Origin of the sequence: Pontibacter vulgaris (assembly GCF_022758145.1) — a bacterium.
In the GTDB taxonomy this organism is placed as follows: Bacteria; Bacteroidota; Bacteroidia; order Cytophagales; family Hymenobacteraceae; genus Pontibacter; species Pontibacter vulgaris.
Genome location: NZ_JAJVDH010000002.1, coordinates 1 through 20,737 on the forward strand (window position 1 = coordinate 1; position 20,737 = coordinate 20,737).

At 45.0% G+C, this 20,737-nt stretch carries 20 protein-coding genes; 9 read left to right on the top strand and 11 right to left on the bottom strand.

The annotated features are described in order from the left end of the window. The 5 genes from LWP20_RS00940 to LWP20_RS00960 all read right to left on the bottom strand — a co-directional run. Positions 1 to 1,291, bottom strand: a 1,291-nt coding sequence (locus tag LWP20_RS00940; RefSeq protein ID WP_242926236.1) for an IPT/TIG domain-containing protein, incomplete at its 3' end; no start/stop codon positions are given. 580 nt (positions 1,292 to 1,871) lie between these two features. Next, positions 1,872 to 2,564 carry a metallophosphoesterase gene (locus LWP20_RS00945; protein ID WP_242926237.1) on the bottom strand — a complete coding sequence of 231 codons (693 nt, stop codon included), beginning with the start codon at positions 2,562 to 2,564 and terminating at the stop codon, positions 1,872 to 1,874. Positions 2,565 to 2,654: 90 nt separating this feature from the next. Beyond that, positions 2,655 to 2,885: a hypothetical protein gene (locus tag LWP20_RS00950; protein WP_242926238.1), complete on the bottom strand. Its 231-nt coding sequence runs from the start codon at positions 2,883 to 2,885 to the stop codon at positions 2,655 to 2,657. A gap of 106 nt (positions 2,886 to 2,991) precedes the next feature. Then, complete coding sequence (locus tag LWP20_RS00955; RefSeq protein ID WP_242926239.1) at positions 2,992 to 3,291, bottom strand: hypothetical protein; 300 nt, start codon at positions 3,289 to 3,291, stop codon at positions 2,992 to 2,994. Positions 3,292 to 3,376: 85 nt separating this feature from the next. After that, a complete protein-coding gene (locus LWP20_RS00960) occupies positions 3,377 to 4,246 on the bottom strand; it encodes an SDR family oxidoreductase (RefSeq protein WP_242926240.1) in 870 nt (289 codons plus the stop codon). Between the two features lie 158 nt (positions 4,247 to 4,404). On the opposite strand from LWP20_RS00960, the gene LWP20_RS00965 reads away from it, so the two are divergent. From LWP20_RS00965 to LWP20_RS00990, 6 genes are all read left to right on the top strand, one after another. Then, on the top strand, positions 4,405 to 4,647 hold the full coding sequence (locus LWP20_RS00965; protein WP_242927090.1) for a 4a-hydroxytetrahydrobiopterin dehydratase: 243 nt from the start codon (positions 4,405 to 4,407) through the stop codon (positions 4,645 to 4,647). A 104-nt stretch (positions 4,648 to 4,751) separates the two neighbouring features. Continuing rightward, positions 4,752 to 5,465 carry a 16S rRNA (cytidine(1402)-2'-O)-methyltransferase gene (gene rsmI, locus LWP20_RS00970; protein WP_242926241.1) on the top strand — a complete coding sequence of 238 codons (714 nt, stop codon included), beginning with the start codon at positions 4,752 to 4,754 and terminating at the stop codon, positions 5,463 to 5,465. Positions 5,466 to 5,481: 16 nt separating this feature from the next. Then, a complete protein-coding gene (locus LWP20_RS00975) occupies positions 5,482 to 6,708 on the top strand; it encodes an Lnb N-terminal periplasmic domain-containing protein (RefSeq protein WP_242926242.1) in 1,227 nt (408 codons plus the stop codon). 9 nt (positions 6,709 to 6,717) lie between these two features. Continuing rightward, positions 6,718 to 7,521 carry an inositol monophosphatase family protein gene (locus LWP20_RS00980; protein WP_242926243.1) on the top strand — a complete coding sequence of 268 codons (804 nt, stop codon included), beginning with the start codon at positions 6,718 to 6,720 and terminating at the stop codon, positions 7,519 to 7,521. 36 nt (positions 7,522 to 7,557) lie between these two features. Continuing rightward, on the top strand, positions 7,558 to 7,740 hold the full coding sequence (locus LWP20_RS00985) for a FeoB-associated Cys-rich membrane protein (RefSeq protein WP_242926244.1): 183 nt from the start codon (positions 7,558 to 7,560) through the stop codon (positions 7,738 to 7,740). A 133-nt stretch (positions 7,741 to 7,873) separates the two neighbouring features. Beyond that, on the top strand, positions 7,874 to 8,212 hold the full coding sequence (locus tag LWP20_RS00990; protein ID WP_242926245.1) for a hypothetical protein: 339 nt from the start codon (positions 7,874 to 7,876) through the stop codon (positions 8,210 to 8,212). 57 nt (positions 8,213 to 8,269) lie between these two features. On the opposite strand, the gene LWP20_RS00995 is transcribed toward LWP20_RS00990, so the two are convergent. The 5 genes from LWP20_RS00995 to radA all read right to left on the bottom strand — a co-directional run bounded on the left by LWP20_RS00995 (position 8,270) and on the right by radA (position 14,778). Then, positions 8,270 to 9,208 (bottom strand): mechanosensitive ion channel family protein, encoded by a 939-nt coding sequence (locus LWP20_RS00995; protein ID WP_242926246.1) that lies wholly within the window; start codon positions 9,206 to 9,208, stop codon positions 8,270 to 8,272. Positions 9,209 to 9,253: 45 nt separating this feature from the next. Then, a complete protein-coding gene (locus LWP20_RS01000) occupies positions 9,254 to 10,273 on the bottom strand; it encodes an SPASM domain-containing protein (RefSeq protein ID WP_242926247.1) in 1,020 nt (339 codons plus the stop codon). Positions 10,274 to 10,406: 133 nt separating this feature from the next. Further along, positions 10,407 to 11,579, bottom strand: coding sequence for a baeRF3 domain-containing protein (locus tag LWP20_RS01005; protein ID WP_242926248.1), 1,173 nt, complete (start codon positions 11,577 to 11,579; stop codon positions 10,407 to 10,409). 200 nt (positions 11,580 to 11,779) lie between these two features. Beyond that, positions 11,780 to 13,195, bottom strand: a complete 1,416-nt coding sequence (locus LWP20_RS01010; protein WP_242926249.1) for a TlpA disulfide reductase family protein — start codon at positions 13,193 to 13,195, stop codon at positions 11,780 to 11,782. A gap of 203 nt (positions 13,196 to 13,398) precedes the next feature. Next, on the bottom strand, positions 13,399 to 14,778 hold the full coding sequence (radA, locus tag LWP20_RS01015; protein WP_242926250.1) for a DNA repair protein RadA: 1,380 nt from the start codon (positions 14,776 to 14,778) through the stop codon (positions 13,399 to 13,401). Between the two features lie 200 nt (positions 14,779 to 14,978). Here radA and LWP20_RS01020 point away from each other — a divergent pair, with 200 nt between their 5' ends. Next, on the top strand, positions 14,979 to 16,136 hold the full coding sequence (locus LWP20_RS01020) for a porin family protein (protein WP_242926251.1): 1,158 nt from the start codon (positions 14,979 to 14,981) through the stop codon (positions 16,134 to 16,136). A gap of 9 nt (positions 16,137 to 16,145) precedes the next feature. On the opposite strand, the gene LWP20_RS01025 is transcribed toward LWP20_RS01020, so the two are convergent. Beyond that, positions 16,146 to 19,067 (bottom strand): CHASE domain-containing protein, encoded by a 2,922-nt coding sequence (locus LWP20_RS01025; protein WP_242926252.1) that lies wholly within the window; start codon positions 19,065 to 19,067, stop codon positions 16,146 to 16,148. A gap of 253 nt (positions 19,068 to 19,320) precedes the next feature. On the opposite strand from LWP20_RS01025, the gene LWP20_RS01030 reads away from it, so the two are divergent. Both LWP20_RS01030 and LWP20_RS01035 read left to right on the top strand, forming a co-directional pair. Then, positions 19,321 to 19,803: an Mpo1 family 2-hydroxy fatty acid dioxygenase gene (locus LWP20_RS01030; RefSeq protein WP_242926253.1), complete on the top strand. Its 483-nt coding sequence runs from the start codon at positions 19,321 to 19,323 to the stop codon at positions 19,801 to 19,803. 25 nt (positions 19,804 to 19,828) lie between these two features. Then, positions 19,829 to 20,545, top strand: a complete 717-nt coding sequence (locus LWP20_RS01035) for a hypothetical protein (protein WP_242926254.1) — start codon at positions 19,829 to 19,831, stop codon at positions 20,543 to 20,545. Positions 20,546 to 20,737: the final 192 nt, after the last annotated feature.

Genomic DNA, 20,737 nt, shown 5'->3' on the forward strand with positions numbered 1-20,737 from the left:
AGGCGGTGGCCATGCCGTTGCCCACATACACCTGGGTGGCTCCGGTAAAATTGCTGCCCGTAACCGTTACCACCGTGCCCACAGGACCCGAAGCAGGCGTAAAAGATGTTATGGTTGGTGCTCCTGTTACTGTATATCTGCCAGAGCCAATAACTTGCCCTTTATTAGTTATCACTCTTATTGCACCTGTTGAAGCCAGCGCCGGCACAGTGACTTTAAGCTCGGTATCGCTAACCACAGTAAAGGCGGTGGCCATGCCGTTACCCACATACACCTGGGTGGCTCCGGTAAAGTGACGCCCAGTAACCGTTACCACCGTGCCCACAGGACCCGAGGCAGGCGTGAAAGATGTAATTACCGGTGCTCCTGTTACCGAATAGGTGCCACTGCTTGTAACTTGACCATTAGAAGTACGGACTACTATTCTTCCTGTCGAAGCCAGCGCCGGCACAGTGACTTTAAGCTCGGTGTCGCTGACCACAGTAAAGGCGGTGGCCATGCCGTTGCCCACATACACCTGGGTGGCTCCGGTAAAATTGCTGCCCGTAACCGTTACCACCGTGCCCACAGGACCCGAGGCAGGCGTAAAAGATGTTATGGTTGGTGCTCCTGTTACTGTATAAGTGCCACTACTCGAAACCGAACCTTTATTAGATTGTACCCGCAGTACACCACTTGAAGCTTGAGTTGGCACTAATAATTGTATTTCTGTATTACTTAAAAATATAAAGTCCTTTGCTTCAACTATCCCATTACCCACATACACTTGGGTGGTACCAGTAAAGTTGCTGCCCGTAATCTTTAACACTGTACCCACCGCACCCGAAGAAGGCGTAAACGATGTAATTACCGGTGCTCCTGTTACTGTATAGGTGTCGCTGCTGAAAACCGATCCTTGATTAGATTGTACTTGAATCTTTCCTGTCGAAGCAAAGGCTGGTACTACTACTTTTATTTCCGTATCACTTACTACAGTAAAATCTGTGGCCGCCCCACTGCCTACATGCACTGCGTTGGCACCAGTGAAGTTGCTGCCCGTAATCTTTAACACTGTACCCACCGCACCCGAAGAAGGCGTAAACGATGTAATTACCGGTGCTCCTGTTACTGTATAGGTGTCGCTGCTGAAAACCGATCCTTGATTAGATTGTACTTGAATCTTTCCTGTCGAAGCAAAGGCTGGTACTACTACTTTTATTTCCGTATCACTTACTACAGTAAAATCTGTGGCCGCCCCACTGCCTACAAGTACTGTATGAGTATTGGTAAAATTAGACCCAGTAATAGTCATTATCGTTTCTACCGGACCCGAGGAAGGCGTAAAGCTGCTAATTGAAGGTATTTGCCCATAGCCAGGCATCACAACGCATAAAAATAATACAAGCTGCAGTAAGAAAGAATACTTTAACTGTTTATATGTTTTTTTGTAAAAGTGCGCCATACCTACTTTAAATAATGAGAATAACTTACTGTAATTTTACCCTATTAAATGGATATATTTTACAAAGTAGTACAGTTTTTTGCTCACTATCAATATTAGTAGAATTTTTTTTTATAATATATGAAACTTTCTATATAACTTTTAACAAATACACTGACTATCAATGCAATCTAAAAACCACCGTAATAAGGCTAAATCTGTATATTCATTAGCTTTTATAGGCTGATAAGCCCATTTAATATATTTTTGGATGATTTTTATGCCTTAAATTATCTAATTTAAGTACCCTACCATACAAACATACTTTTAGAGTGATTTGTATTTTTTCCTTTACTCACAGCTTGAGACAATTGCTAATAGGAAAGCTTAACTTAAAACTCAATATCAGCGAAGAAATAGAATGCTTCTATAATACTATCTTCCTTTAAATTTACTTCCGACCGCCGCTATACGGCTTGTCTTCGTTTGGCTGCACAAATAATTCCTGGGAGTCCAGATCATAGGCTACAAGGTTACCATAAGGGGCATTTTTATAGTAGGCACAGCCAGCATCAAGGTTGAGGCGCTGCTCTTTATGTATAACACTCTTTTTTATAGTATAAAGCGAAGTAGGTGTATGGCCGTGCAGAATTTTTTTATTGCCGATTTTATTCCAGTCTATTTTATAGTCCCGGATATTCATCATTGCCTCCGTATCTTTAAATATATCGGTTTGCTTAAAATCAAAGCCTGCGTGTACCAGAAAATAGTCCGGAAGCTCAAGAAAGTATGGAAGACTGGCTAGGAAATCTGTATACTTTGGCGCCAGATGCCTGAAATCCTTTATCCCAAAGCTTTGTAGGGTCTGTTGTTTTTCGGCAGTACTTAAGGTTAAAGACGCTTCACCATGCTTAGCAGCTTTTAAAAGCATATGGTCGTGGTTGCCGCGCAGGCAATGCACCTGGTAGTGCTGTTTTTGCAAGTGAAGTATAAAGTCAATCACACCTTTGCTGTCAGGCCCTTTGTTCACATAATCTCCCAGTAAGTATAATTCATCGGTTTTTTTTAAGCGCATGTGGTTTTCGACTAATGCTTTAAAAGTACGGGAGCAACCATGTATATCGGTTAGAGCATATCGGGCCATGCAACTGAGGTATGTTTGGTGTAAATGTATATAAAAATAGCACCTGTTAGTGCAGGTGCTATTTTGTGATCTGTTATTCAAAAGCAGTGCTTAATACCGCCCCCTGTCTATATCTGGTTTATTCAGGTTACGGTTAGGGTTATTTATTTTGATACCTTCAGCTGGTTCATCAGGCCCTTTTGTATACTTATCCTCTAACTCATCGTGCTCAGCTCGTGTCTGATTAGGGTCAACTGGTTTAGCACCAGCCTTGGATTGTCCTCTTCCGCTAGGATTACCTTCGTTCTCAGAGCTTGGCTGAGTGTGTTTGTATGATGGCATCTTTTCCTCCTTCTTAAATTTAGTTTAACAAAAGGCCTGTAGCTGCAGCAATAAAATGCAGCTACTACAGTACCTGAAATTTATACTTTAGCTAAAGACCTATATATCAACTACCTCGGCCTTCATCTTCGGTGCGCATATTATCCGGTGGTGGTGTTCCGTCATCAGCATAATCGTTTACGCCTGTGGCAGATGGACCTTGCCCGGCAGTGTCGCTGCCGAAACCTTCTTTACCATCTCTGTTTCCGAAACCACCACGCTGGTGCTCATTCTTTGGCGGATCTGCACCAGGTATAATGTGCCCGGCACGCATCTCCAATTCCGAAGTATCATCTTCTATTACACGCACTGGCCTGTTTCTGCCATTATTATTTTGCGGGTCGTTCTTTTCTTTGTTCTGCTCCATAACTTTAATAGTTAGTTGCTCATACACACAGCATAAGCTCTTAAGGGTTTTTACTCCTATTAAGGAACTATGGTTTAGTATAAAATCAAGAACCTACCTGCTCACCACCATTTATGTGTAATACTTGCCCTGTAACGTACGAACCATCTTCTGAGGCCAGGAATACATACGCCGGTGCTACCTCAGAAGGCTGCCCAGGGCGTTTCAAAGGCACATTTTGCCCAAATTCTTTTACCTTCTTTTTATCGAATGAGGCCGGAATAAGCGGTGTCCAGATCGGGCCTGGCGCTACCCCGTTTACCCTGATATTTTTTTCTGCCAGATTTGCTGAAAGAGAACGCGTAAAGGCTGTAATGGCTCCTTTTGTAGAAGCATAATCTATGAGATGGTCGCTGCCGCGGTAAGAAGTAACTGATGTGGAGTTTATGATCGCGCTGCCTTCTTTCATGTGTTCCAGCGCTGCTTTCGTCATATAAAACATTGCAAAAATATTGGTCTGGAAGGTGCGTTGCAGTTGCTCTTTTGTTATATCGCGCAGATCTTTTTGCTCGTGTTGTTCGGCAGCGTTGTTTACAAGTATATCCAGCTTCCCCAGCTCTTTTACTGTTTTCTCTACTGTTTTCTGGCAGAACTTTTCATCGCCGATATCGCCGGCCATTATCAGGCACTTCCGGCCTTCCTCCTCCACCATCTTTTGGGTGTCTTTTGCGTCTTTGTCTTCGTTCAGGTATACAATGGCTACATCGGCACCTTCGCGGGCAAAATGCACGGCAACCGCACGGCCAATACCACTGTCGCCACCCGTAATCAGGGCAACTTTCCCTTTTAGTTTATCACTGCCTTTATAGTTATCACGGATAATTTCGGGCTGAGGCGTCATTTTATACTCTTTGCCTGGCTGTACTTCCTGTTCCTGAGCCGGTAAAGATTCTGGCTTCTTCTTCATAGTTTTCATAGTTTTATAGTATAAATACCCCTGGCTAAAGGCTTTTTGCTATACGCCTGCCTTTCTGGGCTTGTTTCCGTAAGTAGAAAAGCGGCAAGCCATGCCAGGAAGTATATTTAAACTAAACATGCCATACCAATATGCAGCAGGAGGAGGATAACAAATACATCTGGAAAGAAGAAGACAATAAGCTGAAGCGCAGCTTTAAGTTTAATGATTTTAAAGAGGCAATAGCCTTTATGAACGAAGTAGCCGATATTGCCGACGAGCTGGACCACCACCCGTGGTGGAGCAATGTATACGATACTGTTAACATAGAGCTTTACACCCACGATGCAGGCAATACTGTAACCGACCGTGATCGTAAGCTGGCACAGCACATTGATACTATTTACGAGCAATACGCCTAAACCCATAGTTAAAAAAGCCCGCAAAGTATAACCCAGGCAGCTATACTATAAATTCGTGTGCCATACGTAACCACGCCCAACCGTAATCTTGCTATCTTTACACCATGCAGGAACCAGAGAAAACCAGTTTATACTTAGTACCAACGCCCATCGGCAACCTCGAGGACATAACCTTGCGTGCCATCCGGGTACTGAAAGAAGTGGATGTTATACTTGCCGAGGATACCCGCACCAGCGGTAAATTGCTGCAACACCTGGGTATAGATAAGCGCATGCATAGCCACCACCTGCACAACGAACATAAAGCAACCGCTCATCTGGTTGAAAGACTGAAAGCTGGCGAAGTAATGGCGCTTGTTTCGGATGCGGGTACGCCCGGAATTTCTGACCCCGGTTTTTTGTTAGTGCGTGAGTGTGTTAAGAACGGTATTAAAGTTGAGTGCTTGCCAGGGCCTACTGCTTTTGTGCCTGCCCTCGTTAAATCTGGTTTCAGCACTGATAGGTTTACATTCGAAGGGTTTCTGCCGCTTAAGAAAGGTCGCCAGACGCGCTTACTGAGCCTGGCAAACGAGGAGCGCACCATGATTTTTTATGAATCGCCGCACCGCCTGCTTAAGACACTTACCCAGTTTAAAGAGTATTTTGGTGGCAACCGCATGGCATCTGTTTCACGTGAAATCTCTAAAATGTTTGAAGAAACCATCAACGGCACTTTAGATGAGCTGGTAGAAATTTTCACGACCAAACCGATTAAAGGCGAATTTGTGCTGGTTGTGGCAGGCGCGCCAAACACAAAAGCTTCTAAAGACGAAGAATAAGGAAGTATAACTCCAGATGAAAAATCTTTTAAAATCGCTTTGGCTAATAGGCGCACTTTGCCTTTTGTCGTTCCAGAGCCAGGCCCAGTTCGAGGGTATCCGTATATCGCCGGATGCTAAAATAAGCCTTATCACCTGTTCGCCGGGAGCAGAATTATACTCTGTTTTCGGGCATAGCGCCGTGCGCGTGCAAGACCCAGCTTTAGGCCTGGATGTGATCTTCAACTACGGTACCTTCGATTTTAACGAGCCAAACTTTTACCTCAAATTCATACAGGGTAAGTTAAACTATAAACTATCGGCGGCACATTTCCAGGACTTTGTATATAACTATGAAATGGATAACCGCTCTATTTACGAGCAGGAACTGAACCTGACACCCGAGCAGAACCAACAATACTGGCTGTTTCTTACTAACAACTATTTGCCTGCCAACCGCTTTTATCTCTACGATTTCTTTTTCGATAACTGTGCCACCCGCATTCGCGACGGCCTTGAAAAAACTTTCCCAAACGAGGTAAAATTCAACATCAGCCAACTCGATAAAGACCTGAGCTTCCGCAACCTGATCGATTTATACTTGCCACCGCAGCCTTGGGGAGATTTCGGGATTGACCTGGCATTAGGCGCGCGTATCGACCGGGAAGCAACACCATACGAATATATGTTTCTGCCGGATTACCTGAGCAAAGGCTTCGCAAATGCCACGCTTACGCAAAATAGTAAAGCTACTCCGCTAACTAAAGGCCAGAAAGTAATTTTTGAACGCGACCCGAACCAAACACCACCTGCTGGTTTCTTCACGCCTGCCGTGGCGCTCTGGTTGTTTTTTGCAATAGCACTTGCCCTAACCATACTTGATTATACTCGCAAGCAGCGCAGCCGCGGTTTCGATCTCGGTTTGTTTCTTGTAACCGGCCTTTTAGGCGTGCTTTTATTCCTGCTTTGGGTTGGTACCGATCATCAGGCTACAGCAAATAACTTTAACCTGTTATGGGCGCTGCCTACGCATGTTATAGTTGCTTTTTACCTGCGTAAGCAAACTTTGCCAGCATGGGTTACTAAATACCTGCTTGTTTCGGCTACTGTATGTGCTATACTTTTAGCAGCTTGGCCGTGGTGGCCGCAGCAGTTTCATGTGGCCTTTATACCTTTGGTTCTTACCCTAGGCATGCGGGCTGCGTATACCGTATGGCTTTCTAAACAGCAACCCGTACAGCAAATCCAGAAACAAAGAACTTAACCCGAAACTATGAACCTGCGACAGCTTTGCCAGAATGTGAATGTAATAACCCGTAGAGTAGGGGCTTTTATAAAACACGAGGCGGATAATTTTGACCGATCTAAGGTAGAAATGAAAGGCTTTAACAACTTGGTTTCTTACGTGGATAAAGAGGCAGAGCAGCAGCTGGTAAATGGTTTGCGCGAATTATTGCCCGAAGCAGGTTTTATAACCGAAGAAGAAACGGATAACACGCAGCAGGAACGCTTTAACTGGATCATTGACCCGCTGGATGGCACCACAAACTTTACGCATGGCCTACCCATTTTTTCGGTAAGTATAGCCCTGATGGAAAATGATGAGATTGTGCTGGGTGTGGTGTACGAACCTAACCGCGACGAGTGCTTTTATGCCTACAAAGGTGGTGGCGCTTTCTGCAACGATATGCCTATTAAAGTATCCGAAGCGCCTGCCTTGAAAGATGCTTTGGTTGCAACCGGTTTCCCATATTATGAATTTGGCCAGACAAGCCATTACCTGCAGGTGTTGGGTTCATTTATGGCCAAGTCGCATGGCGTACGTCGTTTGGGCTCTGCTGCGCTGGATCTGGCGTATGTTGCCTGCGGGCGTTTTGAGGGTTTCTTTGAATTTAATTTAAATGCCTGGGATGTGGCGGCCGGCGCTTTAATTGTGCAGGAAGCAGGAGGTACAGTATCTAAATTTACAGCGGGAGGCGACTATATTTTTGGACGCGAAATTGTTGCCAGCAACGGCAACATTCACCCGGAAATGCTGGAAACTATTGCTGAACACTGGAAGCAGCCTGCTCACTAAACTATTTATACTTTTGTATAGTTGTACTGGTAATCTATGGTACAGGAAATTTTAATATTCGTCATTTTTATTGCTGCTGCCTTCTACATTGGCCGCATGCTTTACAAAACCTTTACAGCAAAAAGTGGCTGCGCCAAAAGCTGTGGCGCCTGCTCTACCATCGATTTTAAAAAGATACAACAAGACCTCGACCGCAAGGCGCTAAACCCCGAAGTATAAATCCCGGCCACAATTACCTTAAAGTATGATGCTATACTTTGGAAGTTAATTTTTGCCGCCTATCTCGTATACTTCACCTGATTTTGCGTATAGTTCTATACTTGAACAGATATTCAACTTAAAACTATACACCATGCAAGATAAAGTAGAAGAAAGATCTTTGGTAAACGTGCTGAACCGACTGAAAAAAGACGGCTATAAAACTGATTTTAAAGTTTCAGGTGAAGGCCGCCTTTGCAACATGGAGGATAAGAAAGAATTTAGCCCGGAAGAAGTTCGCATTGTGGATTTTTACCGCTTCGAAGGCGAAAGCGACCCCAGCGACATGTCGATTTTATATGCCATAGAAACTAAATCGGGTATGAAAGGCACTATCTCAAATTCTTATGGACCTTACGCCGACCAGAAAGTAGACAGCTTCCTGAAGCAGGTAGAAGACCTTGGCAAAAACCTCGATAAAAAAGATAAATAAACAGAAAGGGCCGGTAGATATCGGCCCTTTCTGTTTTAAAGCACACTTGCTTTATTTTTATACTTCCTCCTCATTCTCCTGCTCTTCCCGGCCATTTTGCAGATAAGCTGTATAGTTCTTCAGCTGCTCGGCCAGTTTTTCTCCGCCTTTTATACCAAAGTCCAATGTACGAATCGGGAACGGGAACATGATCTTATTCTGATCGAAGGCCTTTTTTATGCGGATGATGGCATCGCTTTTAGCACCAACATAATCAACCTGCCGGCTATACGATACCCAGAAACGCGCTTTAAAAGTAATGGCGCTATCTCCGAAAGCATCAAACATTACTTCTATTTTGCGGGTTTTTACGCGGTTCTTCACATCTTCCAGGGCTTCTATTACGATGTGCTGCACCTGCTCCAGGTCTTCGGCATACGAAACGCCTACTTCCAGATCAATGCGCCGCATGCCGTTTGATGAAAAGTTAGTGAGCGGGTTCTCGAAAACCATTTTGTTAGGCAACTTTACCCGCTCGCCTGTTGTCTGCCGGATGTCTACCGTACGCAAGGTAATGCGCTCTATCACGCCAAAATATTTGTTCGTTTCGATCATATCGCCCACGCCAAAAGGCTTTTGCACGGCAATAATAACCCCCGAAATAAAGTTGGCGGCAATATCCTGAAAGGCAAAGCCCAGGGCCAAACCAATAATACCCACACCAGCCAGCAACGACACTACTACTTTATCAAGCTGCAGTATGCTAAGTACAAAAAAGAAACCCACCAGCACCAGCGAGATGTAAAGCAACGTTGAGACGAGGTTATTCAGCGCCTGGCTGTGAGAAAACCGGTTTATAACCTTATCAAGCGCATTGCGAGCAATACGGGCAATAAAAAACGTAACTATGAGCAGGATAAGCGCCACAAATATGTTTGGCAACATAAGCACCAAGTGGTTACCCCAAAGCTGGAGCTTTTTAAGCAGCAGGTCCAGCGCCTTATCCAGGTCTTGCATTTGATGGTTTTGTATAAGGGTTTATACTATACTTTTAAAAAGCGGTCAGGCCCATACTCTGGTACCTTCAGTGCAATTACGGCACATTTCTACCTCGGTTCTGGAGCGTAGTAATTTCTGCCGGAAATTGTTGTAGGCCGGGCCTCTCCATACTTGCTTAAAGCCTGCCTGCTGCACATCGCCCATGCGGTACTCCGCGTCTTTATCAAAGCAACAAGGCACTACCAAACCATCCCAGGTAATTACACAGGAGTGCCACATTTTCCAGCAATGGTTCAGCAGTTTGTTTTTGATGCCATACGTACCATCGCCGTTATTTTTGTACCTAGCGTAGTAATCTATAGTTGGGATAAGTGGGGACCCTTGTTCATAATTATAGATCTGGGCGGTTTTAAAAACCACTTCATCAACGCCCAGTTCTTGGGCCAACTGCTTCACATCTTCCAATTGATGCTCGTTTGGCCGAACAACTAAAAACTGGAACATAATGTGTGGCGTGTTTGACTTAAGCTCCCTTTTCCATTTTACAACATTCCGAGTTCCTTCCAGCACTTTGTCCAGTTTCCCGCCTATGCGGTAAGCTGCGTAAGTTTCCTGTGTAGTTCCGTCTATTGATACAATTAACCTGTCCAGCCCGGATTCCACGGTTTTGCGGGCCGTTTCATCATCTAAAAAATGGGCGTTAGTAGAAGTGGCGGTGTATATACCTTTACTGGATGCATACTTTACCAGCTCCAGAAAGTTTTTGTGTAAGTATGGCTCGCCCTGAAAATAGAAAATAAGGTATAGCAACCTACGGTGCAGTTGATCTATGGTCTGCTTAAAGAGCTCATCCTGCAGCATGCCGGTAGGGCGCGTAAAAGAGCGCAGGCCGCTGGGGCATTCGGGACAGCGAAGGTTGCAGGACGTGGTAGGCTCCAGCGAAATGCTAAGCGGATAACCCCAATGCCTTGCCTTACCTGTAAACCTGGAAAGCACGTAACTGCCAACCACCTGCATCGCATTAAATACCCGCAGAGGCGTTAGTTTGCGGGCAAAATTCAGGCTATCGGTCAGGTGTAACATTCTGGTTCAGGTATATTGTAGTTGGTGGCAAGTCTGGTTGGTAAGTATAAAATAGCATTAAAATAAAAGGGCAGCCGCTCTGGCTGCCCCACTAAGTTATACTATATGGCAGTAACGCCCAAACTATAGCATTTTAGTATCTAAAAAGTGCTCTTACGTTACCACTGTCACCTACTTCAGACATGCCGTTGTAGCTGCTTACAAACACTCTGCCACCCTGCGAAAGGGTTTTAATAGCTGCCAGATTTATAAGATCGTCGTCGCCGCGCTGGTATTCATCGTGCACAACAGCGGTAGCATTTTTAGCATCATAAGCACCCCAGACCGGCTGGCCAGGTGCAATAAACAAAGTATCTACGCGGCCATGTATAGCTTCTGCAGCCACAGTGGCAATATCCTCGGAGGTAACGCCGGTACCGGCAACATTCTCGTAGCGCGAAAGCGAATCGGAATGGTTTTGCTGCATAAGCGGCCTTACCAGCTCAAGCGCTTTTTCATGAATGACATTGGCACTCATGCCCGCAGCACTTTCATTTACATTAATATTGCCCTGTACTATGTTTTTATACTTGCTGATGTTGCGGTAAATGGCGCAGTAATGGTCTACGCCGGCTAGTACCAGCGGTTCGTGCTCATCATGCAGTATTTGTTGCAGGTTATTGTCTATTTCCAGCATAAACTCTCGTACGCGTTCATGCTCTTCATCACCTTTCTGTGAGCCTGCTCCGTGCAAAATATTGGTGCCATTAACAGTAGAGGTAGAGTTATGGAAATCCTGGTCATGGCCTTTTACATCAAAGCGCAACGCCTCGTTCATACTGGATGGCACAAACGCAGTAATATCTATTGGCCTGATGCGCTCTATAGTTGCTTCGTAAAAACCTACCTTCTCGCGGTTGAGGCAAAGTATAAAAAAGCGTCCGTTCTGGCTGAGCACCGGCAGGATAGGAGTGAAGTAAAACTGATCCAATACATATACCATTTCAGAAACAGCTATAGGCAAACTATAATGTTTCGAGAATCCTTTGGTTATAAAAACCACCAGTCCTTCGCTTTGATGGCGCCAGAAATTAGTATCCGCTAACAGCGTTTCGGCAGGTTTTATATAGGTTTCTATTTCTTCATCCGGAACATCATGCCTGGCAAGCAGTGCTTTTGCCTCACGTATCTTGTTCTTAAAGAGCGTCTGGTCCTGACCATTTAATACTTCGTTACCCGATCTGTGCGTTGGTATGTAGATGGAGATGCACAAGCCATTCTGTACATTAAGCAGATCCTCAATGTCCTTTTTTTTGATTAATGCCATAGTTTAATGGTTTATAAAATATCAGAAAACAAAAACCGGCCATACCCCTGAAATTACTGCAGAGGTGTGAAATTTAATTACGCAGCTACTCATACAACGGTTATTTATACCTCCGATATAGAAATTAAATAACCCGGTAAAACATAAAAAGCCCGACACCTTTTCTGGTACCGGGCTTTTTAAAGTATATAAATGTACGCTTACCGCGCCGACGCCTGATCGCTGCTGTTTAAGTAGCGTGTGATCTCGTTAGGCGTTTCCCGGTCGGTTGGGCGGCGTGCCTTAATACTAATGATATCGCCGTTGCCATCTATCAGGAAGTAAGCCGGGGCATCTTTCAGCCCGAATTGTTTTGCCAGTTCGGCAGTACCCTGATGCAGGTTTATACCTTGCAGCTGTTTCTTCTTAACCATATTCTGCCAGGCAGCTACATCGTCATCCAGGCTGATGTTTATGAATGCAACGTTCTTGCCGGCAAATTTACCAATCAGTTCCTGCAGGTGTGGCTGCTCTACAAGGCAAAGGCCGCAGTCGGTGCGCCAAAAAGAAAGGTATATCAGCTTGCCCTTAAAATCGCTAAGGTTTGTTTCTTTGCCGTTTACATCTGCCAGCTTAAATGCAGGGGCAGCGCTACCGGCAGCCAGCTCTCGGTTATTGGAAAGTGTGGCTAAAAAAGCTGTTGCTTCGGGCAGTTTATAGTTGTTATTAAAATCCTGTACAATTTCCTGGCTATACTTTACATGGCCTTTCTGCAACGATTGTTTAAGTACCTGCAGCAGTGCTATAGTTTGTGCATTGCCTGTAAACTTCTGTTTAGCCAGGTTATAGCTTGCTTTGTAGTAAGTAGCATCGGTTTCCTTCAGGCCGGCCTGCTTTGCCAGATACGAAGTATAATTGCACAGGAAGGTTGTATAAGAACTGCTGAGCAGGTTAGCAGGGCGCTGCAGATCAAGCTCATTCAGGAAAGAATAATAACCGGCAGAAGGGATCAGTCGCTTCTCGCTCATTACAATACGCTCGCGCAGGTCTATGTAAGTCAGCCTGTCGTTGGCGTAGTTAAAATCGATCTCGGCCTGGGCGTAGGCTTTAAACTTTTCAGAAACCGGGTACTTGCTCAGGTATTTCTCTAAGTTTTTAAGCTGATCTTTTTTACGGCTGTCCAGAAAAGCAAGAAACTCCTTCTCGCGGAACCTGATGTTGTCGGGCAGCACCTGGTAATCTTCTTCTTCATCAAAGCGCAAAGTATAAGCTGCCAGGTAGTTATTCTCGTTGGCGCCTTTGCCTTCAAATTTTATACTTTTAATGAAATTATCGCCGTCGAAAGCTACCGTAAGAGCAAAACCCGGCTCCAGGTAAACAGGAATAGATTCGTTGCCATGCACCAGTTCTGACATAGTTGGCGCTGTAACCGGCGCTTCCAGCACGAACTGGTCTTTTGTAAGCGTTGCTTTTGTTTCTGCCTCCTGCGGCACCAGTTGCGAAGGGCGTGTTACAAGTATAACCTCATCGGCCAGCGAGTTAGTTACTTTACCTTTCAGGATGGCTTTGGATTGAGCAGATACGTTTGAGGCCACTGACAGGAAAGCCAGCAGCAGGAGTAAATGTACTTTTTTCATGGGTAAGCTAAAAGTTGAACATCTGAAGCGCTTTTCGCACTGTTTACACTATAAAATATACTTATCTGGCAAGCATTTATACTTAGCCACCAGGCAGGTATTCCCCTGAACAGCAAGGCTATAGTATAAAATTCCAAAGCAAATAAATTTTCAGAATTTCGCAGAAAGAAGCAACCTGTTCCACTAAAATTACGGCTGACAGCTTACCCGAACAAGCCTGTAAAAACCTCCTCCAGTCGGCCAAAAGCATGTATGTTTATTGAGAACTTGCTCAGGTCTACGCCCTTCTTGTTATACTTTGAAATGTAGATATCGCGGAAGCCAAGTTTTTCAGCTTCTGTTATCCGGTTCTCTACACGATTAACGGCACGTACCTCGCCACCCAAACCAACTTCCGCGGCAAAACAGGTGGTGCTTGGTATGGCAATATCCTCGAAAGACGAAAGTATGGAGGCACAAACAGCCAGGTCAAGGGCAGGGTCTTCTACTTTTAGGCCGCCGGCAATGTTCAGGAACACATCCTGCACACCCAGGCGATAGCCTCCCCGTTTTTCCAGAACGGCCAGCAGCATGTTCAGGCGCTTGCCATCGAAACCGGTGCTGGTACGCTGCGGTGTACCGTAGGTGGCGGGGCTTACAAGGCTTTGCACTTCTATCAGCAGAGAGCGGTTTCCTTCCAAGGTAGCACCAATGGCAATGCCACTGAAAGCATCCTCGCGTTGCGTTATCAGGATTTCCGATGGGTTGCTCACCTCGCGCAGGCCAGATCCCAGCATTTCGTAAATACCTAACTCAGAAGTAGATCCGAATCGATTTTTAGACGTGCGAAGTATACGGTAGGTCATGTGGCGGTCGCCTTCAAAAGTAAGTACGGTATCTACCATGTGCTCCAGAATCTTTGGCCCGGCCAGGTTGCCTTCTTTGGTTATGTGGCCGATCAAAAATACCGGCGTACCGCTTTCTTTCGCAAATTTCAAGAGCTCGGCAGTACATTCGCGTACCTGGCTAACACTGCCTGCTCCGGCCTCTATAAAAGAGGAGTGAAGCGTTTGAATAGAGTCTACTACCAGCACTTGCGGGCGCAGCATTTCTATTTGCTTGAATATATTCTGGGTACCGGTTTCGGTAAGTATAAAGCAATCGGATGTTTGGGCTACAAGGCGCTCAGCGCGCATTTTTATCTGCTGCTCACTTTCCTCGCCGCTAACGTAAAGCACGCGCAAGCCGCTCAGGCTAAGGGCAATCTGCAACATCAGGGTAGATTTACCAATACCCGGCTCGCCGCCAATCAAAACCATAGACCCCGGCACAATACCACCACCTAACACGCGGTTAAGCTCCTGGTCCTGCGTCAGGATGCGTTGCTGCTCCTGGTAAGTGATATCAGCAATTGGTTTGGGCTTGCTCGATACCTGTGCCGAGCTGCTGCCCACCTTCCAGGCGGTGGTTGGCGTCAGCTCTTCGCGTTGTACTACTTCTTCTACATAGGTATTCCATTCGCCGCAGGCAGGGCACTTACCAATCCATTTAGCCGATTGTGCGCCACAGTTCTGGCAGAAGTAGGATGTTTTTATTTTAGCCATTAAATCGAGATTCTACTTAATGTTTACTTTTCTATTTATAACAAATTTAACGATAACTTATGGCATTGCCACCTTATACTTAGGACATATATGAGCACTGCGCTAGCTTAAAAATATCATGCTATATATTTAATTATAACTATTTTTGATTGCTCACGTTTTGCAACTCACAATATTATTTAAATCAATCTTTAACCCGTATGAGGATCTTCAGGTTTGCCTTCGCTTTAATATGCTTTGCCATTGCTTCACCTATATTATGTACAGCACAGGACCAGGGATACATCATTACAATGGAGGCCGATACGGTAAGAGGTATACTGCAAACCAGTAAGGCACAGCAATCAAGTATAAAGTTTAAGCCAGAAGGTGGCCAGGTCTTTACAGAATACACTGCCCGGCAAATTAAAGGCTATGGTATAGAGAATGTTGTTTTTAAAAGCAGAGGAGTACTGATTGATAATAAAGAGCAGATTGTTTTCCTGAGAGTTATTGCAGACGGGCCAACAACGTTATATGGGGCACTAAACCCAATTGCGAACGCTACATATTTTATTCAGAAGCCGGAAAGCCCTGTTATGCCCTTGTTCCGGGATTATTACAAAGGCACTTTAGCCGCTACGCTAAACAATTGCGCTTCTTTAAAAATTGCTGCTGATGGCAGAAACCTGCCAGCTTATACTGCTACCGCTCTTTCTGAGTTCGTTGCCAAGTATAACTCCTGTACTTATCCTGGCCAAACAACTAATATTAACCTGGCTCATAACAGGATAAATGTAGGATACGGCGCCAGAGCAGGATTCATAAGCTCAAGGCTTACATTAGAATCTTCCTTACCCGAAGATGTATACACCTTCGAACCTGATAATAAACTAATGGCAGGTTTGTTTATGAATATTAGCATGGAAGGAAAAAGGCTTTCTATACAACCGGAGGTTTCTTTTGTGAAGCACAGCTTTGTAAGTTACTATAATTACGAACACCCGCACGCCATGGATTATGAACTGAAGTATACCTACACTGCCACTTATCTTCAGGCGCCGCTTTTGCTCAAGTATACTTTTGGTAATGCAAGGGTAAAACCGTTTTTAAATGCTGGGCCAAGTATAAGCTTTATACTTTCGAATGATGCAAGCCAGACAATAACTTATGAAACCGGCCAAGCTACGCATACTACTTATACTAAAGACAACCGGGTGGTTGGCTACCTTGGAGGCGCAGGTATAAACTTTGAAATAATTAATAAGCGCCAGCTGTTTATGGAAGCACGTTACTCCAGAGACCTATCAAACAATAACACTGAAAACAGGAGATCTGTCATTAACAGCTTGCAGCTTTCGGCAGGAATTATACTTTAGCACCTGGGCTTATGCAACTTCTGTAACCGGCTCCTGCTTAAAGTATATTTTAAAGGTGGTTCCTTCTCCCAGTTGGCTCTCTACTTCTATTTTGCCCCCGTTGTTCTCTATAATGCGCTTTACAATGTATAACCCAATACCTGTGCCCTCTACGTGCTTGTGCAGGCGCTTAAACATGGAGAATAGCTTGTGCTGGTGTTCTTTTTTAATACCCAGCCCGTTATCCTGTACCCGCAGCACTACGTAATCGCCTTCTCTGTAAGTATTAACAAGCACCTTTACCGGCCTCTCAAGCGACCTGTATTTGATGGCGTTGGATACCAGGTTATAAAGTATGCTGCGCAGGTTTTTACGGGCATAAAGCATTTCTTTAACCTGGAAATCCTCAACTATACTGGCATCAGCTGCACTGATCAGGTTGCTGATATCCGTTTTTACATCCTGCAGAATATCGCCGAAGAACAGCGGCTCTACAGTTGCCTGCAACTCCTTCTGCACTTTGGTTATTTCTGCCAGATCGGCTATAGTTTGTTTAAGCTTGTTTATAGATACGCCTACCATGTCAAGCACTTCGCTGTCATCTTCGTTCAGCTTGCCTTGTAGTATATCGCGCAGCAGCGTTATCAGGCCTTCCATGTTCGCAATCGGTGATTTCAGGTCGTGGGAGGCAGTATATACAAAGCTATCGAGGTCGTTGTTGATGCGGATGAGTTCGTTATTTTTATCGCTGAGCTCTTCGTTAATAGCCACCATCTTTTTGCGGGCAGTCACCAATTCGGTGACCTCCACGGCAAATACCAGCACCGCTTCTACTTTGTTTTTAGCATCGAGCAGGGGCTGATTTACCAGGTTAAAGAAGCCGTGTACAATATTGCCATCGTTCTTTCTGTCTATCGCCATCGGGATCTCTTTGCCAACATAAGGCATACCCGTTTCAAAAACTTTTTCCAGCGGTTCTAATACGCCCTGTCCTTCGAGTTCGGGGTGTGCTTCACGTATGGTTTTGCCAATGAGCGTGCGGTTGCCGTATAGTTTGCGGTAGAGTGGGTTTGCCAGTACATATTGCTTATCAGGAGCGCGCACCAGGGCAACCAGCGCCGGCACTTCTAAAAACAGTTTCTGCAATAGCTCGGCATTCTGTTTTACTTTCCTGTCGGCCTCTTTTATTTCGGTTATATCCAGCACAGAGCCTATGTGGCCCAAAAACTCGCCGTTTGCACCAAAGCGAGCGGTGCCTGTACTTACAACCCAGCGCAGTTGCCCATCGTGGCGGCGCATGCGATACTCAGCTCTGAAACCATCGCTTTCGGCAGATGCTTTTTTATAAATGCTCTCGAAGTATGGCAGGTCATATGCATCTATGGCTGTTTGCCAGCCAAAATCCATACTATCTTCCTGGCTCTGTCCGGTAAAGTCTTTCCATTGCTTGTTTACATAAATGCACTGGCCAAAGGCATCAGCCACCCAAATCATAACCGGAGCATTATCGGCCATCGTTCTGAAACGGGCTTCGCTCTCGGTAATGGCTTGCCGGGTACGTTTTTCTTCCGTTATGTCGCGCACCTCGATAATAGTATAACCCGAGCCGCCCTCTTCTTCAATTGGTTGCACCGCGCACGAAACATTAAAAAACGAGCCGTCTTTGCGAATAAATATATCCTCATGCGCACGCAAACTCCCTTTAACAGCGAAGGTAGTATGAATAGGGCATTCTGAGAACGGGTATGGCCGGCCATCCGGATGTGTATGATGGATCATTTCATGCAAAGTGCTGCTTTGCATTTCTTCCAGTGTATAACCGGTCATTTCTTCTGCTGCCGGGTTCATAAAAGTACAGTAGCCATCTGTATCAAGTATAAACAGGGCTGCCGTGGCATTATCTGTAATGGTTTGCTTTAACCTGTTGGAGCGGCGTGTATTTGAAAGCGACCAGATGATAAAGCTCATCAGCATACTGATTACGAGGCCTCCTAAAAGTATAAAGTAAGGCAGCTCCGTATCAGAGGAGTTGCCAAAAGACGGCCTAGCTGAGCAGTAGACGCGCCAGGTATGGTTGGCCATACTTATAGTGCTTAACTTTCCAAACCGGCTTTTATCTGTTTTACCATAATGCAGCGTGCTGTCGGAGCTAAACAACAATGACTTTTCAGAAGGGCTGGTGCCATCGTAAACTTCTACATCCAGGTCCTGGAAGTCGTCGCCTAACACAGAATTCATCAGATCTTTAGCACGGAACGGGCTATATATATAACCTTTGATCAGATTTTGCCTGTCTTGTATAGTTTCCGGATCGGCGTTTTTTTTGTAAACTGGCAGGTATATCAGAAAGCCTGCCTGCAAGTCTTGGCCGGTTTCCTGCACCAGCCGCACCTTACCCGACATTGTAGGCTGTTTTGTGTCGCGGGCAATCTGCATGGCCGACCTTCTAACCGGGTTACTGAACATATCATACCCAAATGCGCGCAGGTTGCGGTCAATAAAAGGCTCTATGTAAATAATGGAGGTATAAATGTCGCGCGGGCTGGCGGGTCTTATGCTAAAATCTTTATAACCTTCTGCTCTTACTTTTCTTTCAAAAGATTTTACTTCATATGGCTTAAGCACATGGCTATAACCAATACCTTGAATTCCGGGATAGTTCTTTTCCAGATTCAGGGTTTCGTAGTACTCGCGCCAGGCTCTTCGCTCAACCGTATCGGATGCTATAAACAGCGCTTTTGCACCTATCAGAATCTGGGTATAGTCGCGCATGCGCAGCTCAAGCGATTCCGTAGCTTGTGTAGCCCTTACATCAAACAGCTTCAGACGCCGCTCTTCTGCCCGCTTCTTGGTTTCAGAGAACACAAACAACGTTAACAGTAAAATCAGCAAAAAGGAAGCTATCGCGATGTAATGTTCTTTTACAAAACGTGCTAAATTGGCAAGCATCATCTGTTTTGGTTTTATAGCGGCTTTTAAGCCAATACTTCGTTCAGGAAGTATAATCTTTTAAAAATAGTACAAAAATAATAAAAAACACCTTGCTCTTTACATTATTTCGGATTCTGGTTTATAACAACAAGTGCAATAAATGTTTTGGCAACAGGAGAAATATTATTGGTTCTGATGTGGCAAGTTTGTACCTTAATCAGGTTAATTGCGAGAACGTTTAAGTATTGGTAAACATTCAACAAAGTGCAAAAAAATGAAAACTATACAGCAGTGGTTTGATGCCTACGGCGAAAGCCACCAGAACCATACAAACAAGCTTATACACTGGGTTTGCGTTCCGCTTATTTTTTTCAGCATCATTGGGCTGCTGGCCAGCATTAAGGCACACGCGCTGCAAGCACCTTTTCCGCCTTCGGTACAGCCTTATGTGCATTTTGGTACTGTTATAGTTTTGCTGGGGCTGCTGTTTTACCTGCGGCTGTCTTTTACCATGTTTCTGGGTATGGCAATAATCTGCGGGCTTGCACTATGGGCAGTGCATACATTGGATACTGCTACGGATACCCCGCTCTGGCTTATTTGCCTTCTAATATTTGTATTAGCCTGGATCGGGCAGTTTTACGGGCACAAAGTAGAAGGCAAGAAACCCTCTTTTCTGAAAGACCTGCAGTTTCTGCTGATAGGCCCGGCCTGGTTGTTAGGTTTTATTTATAGGAAACTGGGAATACCGTATTAATTTTGCGGTATAGCCTATAGTTCTTATGATTGAAATAATTAGAAATCTCCTTATCAGCTTTTTTGCAGTAGCCGTTTTGTTGCCGGTGGTGCGTTATGCCCTACGCAGCATGTCGACGGCACCGAATGCACAAACCCTTACACCAGATGAGGTAAAATATGCACAAAAACAGGAACTGCGGCTAACGATAGCGTACTTCTTTTTTGCCTGCGTATTGTCGGTTTTCAGTGCAGGTATGCTGGCCATGATATCAAGTATATTGCATACTTCCAGCGCACATTTATATGTACTTACTCCAAACTTTGATGCTCTTTTTGCCCCAGGCCTGCTGATTGGCCTTACGCTGGCAGTTATACCTTTGCGGCTGGCACAACGTGCGCTATTAGGCCACGAGTATGATCATTACAAAAAGTACATGCTGCAGCAGGAGGGGCCGCGCTCTAACAGATACTACAACATACTACTCATACTTATGCTGCTTATTTCGGGAGCAGTTGGCTGGTACGCCATGCGCTGGCACGTAACCATAGATCGGGAAGAAATACGTGTTACGAACTTCTTTTATAAGAACCGTGCCTACAGCATGAAAGATATAACACGCATCCAATACTTGGGCGCTGAAGGCCAGTACCTCGTCGATTTTAAAGACAACACCAACCTGAATACTACCTACCTTAAACCTATTCAGTTGGAAATGATTGCCTTGCTTGCTGAGGAATCAGAGAAGAGGGTGATAAGGTAGTTGAGCTTCTAGTTTTATAGTTTTTCTTTTGTCATTTCGAGCGTCAGTCGTGAAATCTTAATTGTCCTATAGTTGCAGTTTATACTTTCCTGAACCAAGCTAAACTTTCATAGTTGCTTCTAATCCTGGGAGCTTAACTTATCTATAGTTGCATAGTTAGCTTTGGGGCCCTCACGGCGGGGGTAGGGGCCC

Excerpts from the sequence above, each read along its gene's own strand:
- radA (WP_242926250.1), bottom strand. The coding sequence starts at position 14,778 with ATGGCTAAAATAAAAACATCCTACTTCTGCCAGAACTGTGGCGCACAA.
- LWP20_RS01010 (WP_242926249.1), bottom strand. The coding sequence starts at position 13,195 with ATGAAAAAAGTACATTTACTCCTGCTGCTGGCTTTCCTGTCAGTGGCC.
- LWP20_RS00945 (WP_242926237.1), bottom strand. The coding sequence starts at position 2,564 with ATGGCCCGATATGCTCTAACCGATATACATGGTTGCTCCCGTACTTTT.
- LWP20_RS01035 (WP_242926254.1), top strand. The coding sequence starts at position 19,829 with ATGATTGAAATAATTAGAAATCTCCTTATCAGCTTTTTTGCAGTAGCC.
- LWP20_RS00985 (WP_242926244.1), top strand. The coding sequence starts at position 7,558 with ATGGTACAGGAAATTTTAATATTCGTCATTTTTATTGCTGCTGCCTTC.
- LWP20_RS00980 (WP_242926243.1), top strand. The coding sequence starts at position 6,718 with ATGAACCTGCGACAGCTTTGCCAGAATGTGAATGTAATAACCCGTAGA.
- LWP20_RS01020 (WP_242926251.1), top strand. The coding sequence starts at position 14,979 with ATGAGGATCTTCAGGTTTGCCTTCGCTTTAATATGCTTTGCCATTGCT.
- LWP20_RS01025 (WP_242926252.1), bottom strand. The coding sequence starts at position 19,067 with ATGATGCTTGCCAATTTAGCACGTTTTGTAAAAGAACATTACATCGCG.
- LWP20_RS01005 (WP_242926248.1), bottom strand. The coding sequence starts at position 11,579 with ATGGCATTAATCAAAAAAAAGGACATTGAGGATCTGCTTAATGTACAG.
- LWP20_RS00995 (WP_242926246.1), bottom strand. The coding sequence starts at position 9,208 with ATGCAAGACCTGGATAAGGCGCTGGACCTGCTGCTTAAAAAGCTCCAG.
- LWP20_RS00955 (WP_242926239.1), bottom strand. The coding sequence starts at position 3,291 with ATGGAGCAGAACAAAGAAAAGAACGACCCGCAAAATAATAATGGCAGA.
- rsmI (WP_242926241.1), top strand. The coding sequence starts at position 4,752 with ATGCAGGAACCAGAGAAAACCAGTTTATACTTAGTACCAACGCCCATC.
- LWP20_RS00950 (WP_242926238.1), bottom strand. The coding sequence starts at position 2,885 with ATGCCATCATACAAACACACTCAGCCAAGCTCTGAGAACGAAGGTAAT.
- LWP20_RS01000 (WP_242926247.1), bottom strand. The coding sequence starts at position 10,273 with ATGTTACACCTGACCGATAGCCTGAATTTTGCCCGCAAACTAACGCCT.
- LWP20_RS00960 (WP_242926240.1), bottom strand. The coding sequence starts at position 4,246 with ATGAAAACTATGAAGAAGAAGCCAGAATCTTTACCGGCTCAGGAACAG.
- LWP20_RS01030 (WP_242926253.1), top strand. The coding sequence starts at position 19,321 with ATGAAAACTATACAGCAGTGGTTTGATGCCTACGGCGAAAGCCACCAG.
- LWP20_RS00990 (WP_242926245.1), top strand. The coding sequence starts at position 7,874 with ATGCAAGATAAAGTAGAAGAAAGATCTTTGGTAAACGTGCTGAACCGA.
- LWP20_RS00975 (WP_242926242.1), top strand. The coding sequence starts at position 5,482 with ATGAAAAATCTTTTAAAATCGCTTTGGCTAATAGGCGCACTTTGCCTT.